9 protein-coding genes are annotated in these 6380 nt (G+C 59.2%); 3 read left to right on the top strand and 6 right to left on the bottom strand.

Annotated features, from left to right (window positions below; genetic code table 11):
* Positions 1–38: 38 nt before the first annotated feature.
* On the bottom strand, positions 39–809 hold the full coding sequence (gene tam / locus DBR18_RS13230) for a trans-aconitate 2-methyltransferase (protein ID WP_108590651.1): 771 nt from the start codon (positions 807–809) through the stop codon (positions 39–41).
* Positions 810–1181: 372 nt separating this feature from the next.
* Between tam and DBR18_RS13225 the strand changes: the two genes are divergently transcribed.
* The 3 genes from DBR18_RS13225 (at position 1182) to DBR18_RS13215 (ending at position 2882) form a co-directional block, all read left to right on the top strand.
* Positions 1182–1685, top strand: a complete 504-nt coding sequence (locus DBR18_RS13225) for an inclusion body family protein (protein WP_008076892.1) — start codon at positions 1182–1184, stop codon at positions 1683–1685.
* A gap of 126 nt (positions 1686–1811) precedes the next feature.
* Positions 1812–2351 (top strand): AidA/PixA family protein, encoded by a 540-nt coding sequence (locus DBR18_RS13220; RefSeq protein ID WP_108590650.1) that lies wholly within the window; start codon positions 1812–1814, stop codon positions 2349–2351.
* Positions 2352–2471: 120 nt separating this feature from the next.
* Positions 2472–2882 (top strand): low affinity iron permease family protein, encoded by a 411-nt coding sequence (locus DBR18_RS13215; protein WP_003222503.1) that lies wholly within the window; start codon positions 2472–2474, stop codon positions 2880–2882.
* Between the two features lie 97 nt (positions 2883–2979).
* Here the strand turns inward: DBR18_RS13215 and DBR18_RS13210 are convergent, their stop codons facing one another.
* The 5 genes from DBR18_RS13210 to fos form a co-directional block, all read right to left on the bottom strand.
* Positions 2980–3483 carry a DUF4142 domain-containing protein gene (locus DBR18_RS13210; protein WP_108590649.1) on the bottom strand — a complete coding sequence of 168 codons (504 nt, stop codon included), beginning with the start codon at positions 3481–3483 and terminating at the stop codon, positions 2980–2982.
* Between the two features lie 74 nt (positions 3484–3557).
* The gene (locus DBR18_RS13205) at positions 3558–3716 is read right to left on the bottom strand and encodes a KGG domain-containing protein (RefSeq protein WP_108590648.1); all 159 of its coding nucleotides are present in this window, start codon (positions 3714–3716) and stop codon (positions 3558–3560) included.
* Between the two features lie 118 nt (positions 3717–3834).
* Complete coding sequence (locus tag DBR18_RS13200; RefSeq protein WP_108590647.1) at positions 3835–5184, bottom strand: sensor domain-containing diguanylate cyclase; 1350 nt, start codon at positions 5182–5184, stop codon at positions 3835–3837.
* A gap of 80 nt (positions 5185–5264) precedes the next feature.
* A complete protein-coding gene (locus DBR18_RS13195) occupies positions 5265–5903 on the bottom strand; it encodes a LysE family translocator (RefSeq protein ID WP_108590646.1) in 639 nt (212 codons plus the stop codon).
* A 60-nt stretch (positions 5904–5963) separates the two neighbouring features.
* Positions 5964–6380 (bottom strand): fosfomycin resistance glutathione transferase, encoded by a 417-nt coding sequence (gene fos / locus DBR18_RS13190; protein ID WP_108590645.1) that lies wholly within the window; start codon positions 6378–6380, stop codon positions 5964–5966.

The following is a 6380-nucleotide window of genomic DNA, read 5'->3' as shown; positions in this document are numbered from 1 at the left end:
ATCGGGGATAAATCCCCTCACTACAGGATCAGCGGGTTTTAACGAGTCGCGACGATGAAAAGCCGCGGGAACGGCAACAGCACCGAACCATCCGGCAACGCCGGATAAGCCTCAGCAACCGCCGCCAGATATTGCTGCAGATACTGCGCCCGCTCGTCTTCGGTCAGCGGGGTCAGAAACGGAATCAAGCCGCTGCCCTTGAACCACTCCACGACGCCTGACGCTCCGCCCGCCAGTTGATGGTGATAGGTGGTGCGCCACACATCGACCCGCGAACAGTGCGGGCGCAACATGGAGAAGTATTGGTCGGCACTCGCCATGTCGGTACGCTGCCCGGCAGCCCCCTGCAGCTTCGCGGCCCATGGGCCGTTGGCGGCGATTTCGCGCATCAATCGATGGGAAGGCTCATCGAGGTTGTCCGGCATCTGGATCGCCAGACTGCCACCGGATGACAACTTGCCAACCAGCGCCGGCAGCAACGTCGCGTGGTCCGGCACCCACTGCAACACCGCATTGGCGAAGATGACGTCGAACGGCCCTTGATCGGCCCAGGTATCAATGTCTGCCACATCGAACTGCAACTGCGGCAGGCGTTTGCGTGCGGCGTCGATCATGTCCGGCGAGCTGTCGATACCGCTGACCCGCGCCTGTTCGAAACGCTGTACCAGCAGCTCTGTGGAGTTTCCCGGGCCACATCCGATATCGATCACCGCGCGGGCCTGCGCCGTGGGAATCGCCGCCAGCAGATCGCGGGCCGGGCGGGTGCGTTCATCTTCGAAAGCGACGTATTGTCTGGCGGACCAACTCATTGCGTTCTCCTGTCAGGGCATTGCAGCGGTTCGTCACGATACAGGCAGCCATGCGAGCAGTTCCAGAACCACTGATTGCAAAGGATGTCTGCGGCCAGCGTGCTTATCGCCAATTCGTCGATTCACAGGTATTGGCGACCGTCCGTCGAGCCATCTACACGCGTTTTTGACAGCTAAAAAATCCTGCCTATAGTCAATTTGCGGCAGTCGGAAGGAACCCGACCCAGATGATTTCGTGCAAGGAGCACGGCCTGCCCGTTCTCGTGCCCGAGGGGTTCCCCCAGTAGTGTGCTCGCAAAAGCCATACGGCAAGCAAGCGTCGTCGTGCCTGGATTGCAGTGCGACGTTCACTATGAAAAAAGGAGCCTCACCATGTCTCGAGTTACGGATATTCTGGTTTCCATCGACACCGAAACCATCCTGAAAAAATATCCAAACATCAGCAAGGATCCGAAGAATCCCACGCTGATCGACTGGCATCATGTGTACATGGTCACCAACCAGGACAACGTTGTCAGCGGCCAGGCCGGTGGCGAGCTGGATCTCAAGGCGCAGGTCGGCGACCTGATCCGCTGGCGCGAAACCAGCCTGTCGCAGAGCTTCGAACAGGCCGTCATTTTCTACAAATTCATTGGTAACGCCGGGGCCGACCTGATCTCCCCACCCTCGCCGCGCAAGGCTACCGCGTGTGTTGCAGTGCCAAACCGCGAAAACCCCTCCGTGCCCAGCTGCCAGAAAGTCGATAACCATTACTGGTCATCCGAGACCCTGGATTGTGGCCGCGTGACCTACCACTTCCACTTCCTGATCGTTGACCGCAACTGTCAGATCATCGGCTGCTGCTCGTGGGACCCGTTCATCTCCATTCACAACTGACGATGCTCCGAGCCCCTTGGCAACGAGGGGCTCCACCCATCCGCTGCCGCCTTGGGCCGGAACAGGATGTCTTGCCTTGACCGAAGCGGCTGCCAGTTTGTAGCGACGTCATGAAAGGAATCCATGATGACTTCCGAACCGATCCCCTCCACCTCTTACATCGCCACCAAAGCGCAGAATGTACTGCTGATCGTCGATGCCGAATCACTGCTTTCACATGGCCCGACGCCCAGCCAGGACCCGGCGAACCCCACGGAAATTGCCGATGGATTGATCTTTTTAGCCAAGGGCGACAATTCAAAAGAAATAGTTACAAATGACAGCAATATCAAAATTCCTGTCGCCATGGGCCGCGACATACATTTCCGCATCAGGAGCGTCAGCCTGATTGCCGAGCACAGCGTGGTCGCCTACCGCATGACAGTCGATACCAGCAGCGTACTTTCGCCCCCCAAACTGGAAGTTCACACCGGCCTCACCATCCCTGCGCCCAACCCTGAAACCCCGTCCGAACCGGGCAGCCGCCAGGCGGACGACCACTTCTGGACATGCACCCCGAAAACACCCGGCACCGCCGAGTGCGAAGTGGGTTTCATGCTGGTCAATCAGCAGTGTGAAGCGGTCGGGTTCTTCAAGTGGAAGGTGGAGGTTGTGCTGACGTCTTGAGCCTACTCGTGCCGAAGCCGGTCGCAAGACCGGTTTTTCAGGGGCACCGCCGCAAAAAACAGAATTTTCGCAACGCCGTCACTGTCTGAACTTCAGGCAATCCCAATAAGGAACACGGCAATGAAATTCGCGAAGATTTCCCAAACCCTCGCATTGTGGGCCGGTAGCCCAAAAACCTTCATGGGGGCGTTGATCCTGATTTTTCTGTGGGGATTGAGCGGGCCGATTTTTCATTTCAACGACACCTGGCAACTGATCATCAACACGTCGACGACGATCATCACGTTTCTGATGGTGTTCCTGATCCAGAACACGCAGAACCGTGACACTGACATCCTGCATCTGAAACTCGATGAGTTGCTGCGGGTGAACAAAGAGGCGCAGAACGCGATGCTGGGGCTGGAGTCGCTGGATCTGAAGCAGCTTGAGGCGCTGCGCAAGCATTACCGCAGCCTGGGTGAAAGTGAGGTGTTCAACCTCGATGGGTTGGGAGAGAAGAGCAAGCCGAAGCAGGATTTGAATGACTGCTAAGTAAAGTTAAAAAAGCAAAGATCGCAGCCTTCGGCAGCTCCTACACAAAATGGTGTAGGAGCTGCCGAAGGCTGCGATCTTTTGATTTACAGGCGTGTCAGCGGCTGGCCTGCAGCGCCCGGGCCATTTCCAGATGACTTTGCAGTTTGGGCAGTGTTTCGTCAGCAAATGCCTTGATCTCAGGCACGTCGGTAGTCTGCGCCTCCTGCTGGATCTGCTGTATCGCTTCCTCGGTCGCTTTCACCTGACTGGCCGCGTAGGCCTGATCGAAAGACTCACCGTCCTTCACTTGCGGGATCATGCTTTTGGCCTTGTCGGCCATTTCTTCACGGGGGGCAACGGGCAGATCGAGCTTTTTCGCGATCTTCGCCAGATGCTGGTTGGCCGTAGTGCGGTCATTGATCACGACGATGGTGTAATCCTTGACCTCTTTGGATTCGGACTTCTGGTGCGCGAGGCGGCTGGCTTCGATATCGGCCATGCCTTTGGCCGACGCATCGTTGATGAAGTCGGCAGGCGACTGGGCAAAGGCACTCCCTGCGAACAGGCCCAACAGGCTGATAAAACTCAAACGGCGTATCCGGGTGGCCATCCGGCTCATGGTCGCGCCCTCCTTTTCTGCAAATTCAAGCGGGAGCTTGCGCCCCCGCCTCTCAATCAAAACTACTTCACCGACTACTTCGATTTCTGCGCAGGCTTGCGCCCGGTTTCGGCTTTCGCAGGTTCTTTATCGACGGTCGTGGTGGTAGTTTTCCCACCTTTGCGACCGGCTTCAGACGCCTTCGTTCGATCGTTGGCGAAGTTTCCCGAGTTCGAGTTTCTTGAGTTAGGCATGATTCTCTTCCTCTTGGTGTTGATCGTTCGCGAGCAGGTGCCCGCCTAGATTGAGAATTGCCGGACCGATAAAGGTTTAGAAAAGTTGCCGGCGCCGCGACGAACGGTGCTCAGCATTTCAGATATCCACCGCCCGATGATTGAGGCGTTTGACGGCGTACATCGCCTGGTCGGCATGGCGGAACAGTTGCTGTTCTTCGCGGCCATGTTCGGGGTAGCGAGCGACACCGATGCTCGGTTCGATGTGCAGGTTATGGCCATCCAGACGCATCGGCTGGGTCAGTACCTGTCGGATTTTTCCGGCGACGTGGTCAGCATCTTCAGCGGCATGAAGGCTGTGCAGCAGGATGACAAACTCGTCCCCACCGATGCGCGCAACGGTGTCGGTGTCCCGGACGCAGCCCTTGAGCCGGTTGGCCACGGTTTGCAGCAGCATGTCGCCGACGGCGTGACCGAAACTGTCGTTGACCTGCTTGAACCGATCCAGATCGACATACAGCAGCGCCATGTGCCCCGTGCCTCTGCGAGCATCGGCCAGCGCAGCCTTGAGGCGGTCACGCAGCAATGCGCGATTGGGCAATTGGGTCAACTGGTCGTACTGCGCCATGCGCTTGAGGCGGGCGTGCAATTGCTGACGCTCGATGGCCGTGGCGACCTGGGCGCAGACGTATTGCAGCAGTTCTTTGTCCTGCTCGGTGTAACGCTCATCACCGGCCAGACTTTTGACGACCAGCGCGCCAATGGTGCCGTTTTTCGAGTTCAGCGGTACTCCCAGCCAGCATGGCGCGTTTTGCCCGGCCACCAGTGCGGCAAAATCAGCCGGGGAATCGTCGCTGTCGGGTGTCAGAAGAAGCGGCTGACCGCTACGGATAACTTCCGCGCACAGGCGTGCAGTGACCGCACCCGGTTGGTCGGGCTGCAATTCGTGGTCGTCGACGTGATAGGGAAAATTCAGCTGCGCGCAGTGCTCGTCGTACAGCGCCACGGAAAAATTCAGCGCCGGCAGCCATTCACCGATGATCAAGTGAATGCGCTTGAACAGCGCCAGCAGATCCTCCGCCGCATGCGCCGCTTCGGAAATCGCATACAACGCGGCCTGACGCGATTCGGCCTGCTTGCGGTCGGTGATGTCGCGGGCCACGGCGATACGCAACTGATCGACCTCCGACCAGCGCGCCGACCAGAGGATGTTCACGATGCGCCCGTCCTTGCGCACGTAACGGTTTTCGAAATTGTGTTTGGGTTCGCCGCCCATGATGTCGCGGGCGGCGGCGAGAGTGCGCTGGCGGTCTGCCGGGTGCACCAGCTCGATCATTTGCCGGCCGATCAGCTCATCCGGTGTGTAACCGAAAATGCGCTCGCAGGCGGCGCTGACGAACACGAAGCGGCCATGCTTGTCGACTGCGCAAACAGCGTCCAGCAACAGGTCGATGAAACTCGCCAATGGCGCGGAATTCGGGCTTTCCATGGTTCAGCGTGGGTGTCCGGGCAATGCAGCAATGATCCACCATCCCTGACCCTTTTGATCGCGCATCCCTGCATGCAACGTCAGGCCTTGTTCGGCAGCAATCCCGGCAGCGCATGCACCAGCGCGTTGACGGCAAAACCGATGAACATCACTCCACACAGGCGGGTAATCAGCAGTTCGTGGCGCTGATACACGATGCGCACCCGCCGGGCGCCGACCACGCCGATCAGAATAGCGTAGGCCAGCAGGCCGCCAAGGAAACTCAGGGCGATCAGCATCGGCAACATCGACCAGTTGAGCAGCTCGGCGCGGCTCGACAGCAACGCGGTGAAGGTCGCCACCGCCACCGGGTAGGCCTTGGGATTGGTCAGGCCGAACAGGATGCCGTGCCAAAATGGCTGACGCGCCGCGCCCTGTGGCGCATCATCGTCGCGCCGCTGTGCCCGCACCGCGCGCCAGCCAAGCCAGAACAGGTACACGCCGCTGAGCACGCCGAGTACATCGAACGCGGTGCTGCCGATCTCGCGCGCGCCGACAATCGCGATCAACGCGGTGCTGCACCAGATCACATCCCCCAGCAGGTGTCCGCAGAGAAACCCGGCCCCGGCCCGTCGGCCATGCGCCGCACCGATGCCGAACACCGCCAGCACACCCGGTCCCGGCGTGATCCCGTAGATGAAACCCGAGGCCATTACGGCCAGTAACAACGATGGAGTCATGGAACACCTGCAAGCACCGCGAAACGTGGTGGCCAGTCTATATCAGCCGATTGCGACTGTTCACAACGGGTCGCAAAAACGCATGCCGGAGTACGGTTTCAACCGACACGCTGCCAGTCGCGAAGCCAGGTCGCCAACGTGAACCTCAAGCTTGTGTCCATCAGGGTCGAGGAAGTAGAACGACGCACCTTCGCTGCGGTTGTCGCGCCATTGCTGCACGTTCGCCGCTTTGAGCCGTTGCACGAACAGCGGGAAATCCGCCTGATCGAGGCTGAAGGCGTAATGGGTGTAATCGGCGGATGGCACGGCATTGCGCTGCGGATCCCGCGACAGGCACAACCACAATCCCGGCAACGACAGGTAGGCGCCGGCATCCCATGTGGCTTCAACGCGCAGACTCAGTACATCGCGATAGAACGCCAGGCTGCGGGGCAAATCGCCGACGGCGAGGGTCAGGTGGTTGAGGCCGGTGAGCAT

This window comes from Pseudomonas sp. HMWF021 (assembly GCF_003061005.1).
Taxonomy (GTDB): Bacteria; Pseudomonadota; Gammaproteobacteria; order Pseudomonadales; family Pseudomonadaceae; genus Aquipseudomonas.
This window is presented reverse-complemented; position numbering and strand designations above follow the sequence as displayed.

Coding starts and splice junctions, on each gene's coding strand:
- DBR18_RS13215 (WP_003222503.1), top strand. CDS start 2,472: ATGAAATTCGCGAAGATTTCCCAAACCCTCGCATTGTGGGCCGGTAGC.
- DBR18_RS13220 (WP_108590650.1), top strand. CDS start 1,812: ATGACTTCCGAACCGATCCCCTCCACCTCTTACATCGCCACCAAAGCG.
- tam (WP_108590651.1), bottom strand. CDS start 809: ATGAGTTGGTCCGCCAGACAATACGTCGCTTTCGAAGATGAACGCACC.
- DBR18_RS13200 (WP_108590647.1), bottom strand. CDS start 5,184: ATGGAAAGCCCGAATTCCGCGCCATTGGCGAGTTTCATCGACCTGTTG.
- fos (WP_108590645.1), bottom strand. CDS start 6,380: ATGCTCACCGGCCTCAACCACCTGACCCTCGCCGTCGGCGATTTGCCC.
- DBR18_RS13195 (WP_108590646.1), bottom strand. CDS start 5,903: ATGACTCCATCGTTGTTACTGGCCGTAATGGCCTCGGGTTTCATCTAC.
- DBR18_RS13225 (WP_008076892.1), top strand. CDS start 1,182: ATGTCTCGAGTTACGGATATTCTGGTTTCCATCGACACCGAAACCATC.
- DBR18_RS13210 (WP_108590649.1), bottom strand. CDS start 3,483: ATGAGCCGGATGGCCACCCGGATACGCCGTTTGAGTTTTATCAGCCTG.
- DBR18_RS13205 (WP_108590648.1), bottom strand. CDS start 3,716: ATGCCTAACTCAAGAAACTCGAACTCGGGAAACTTCGCCAACGATCGA.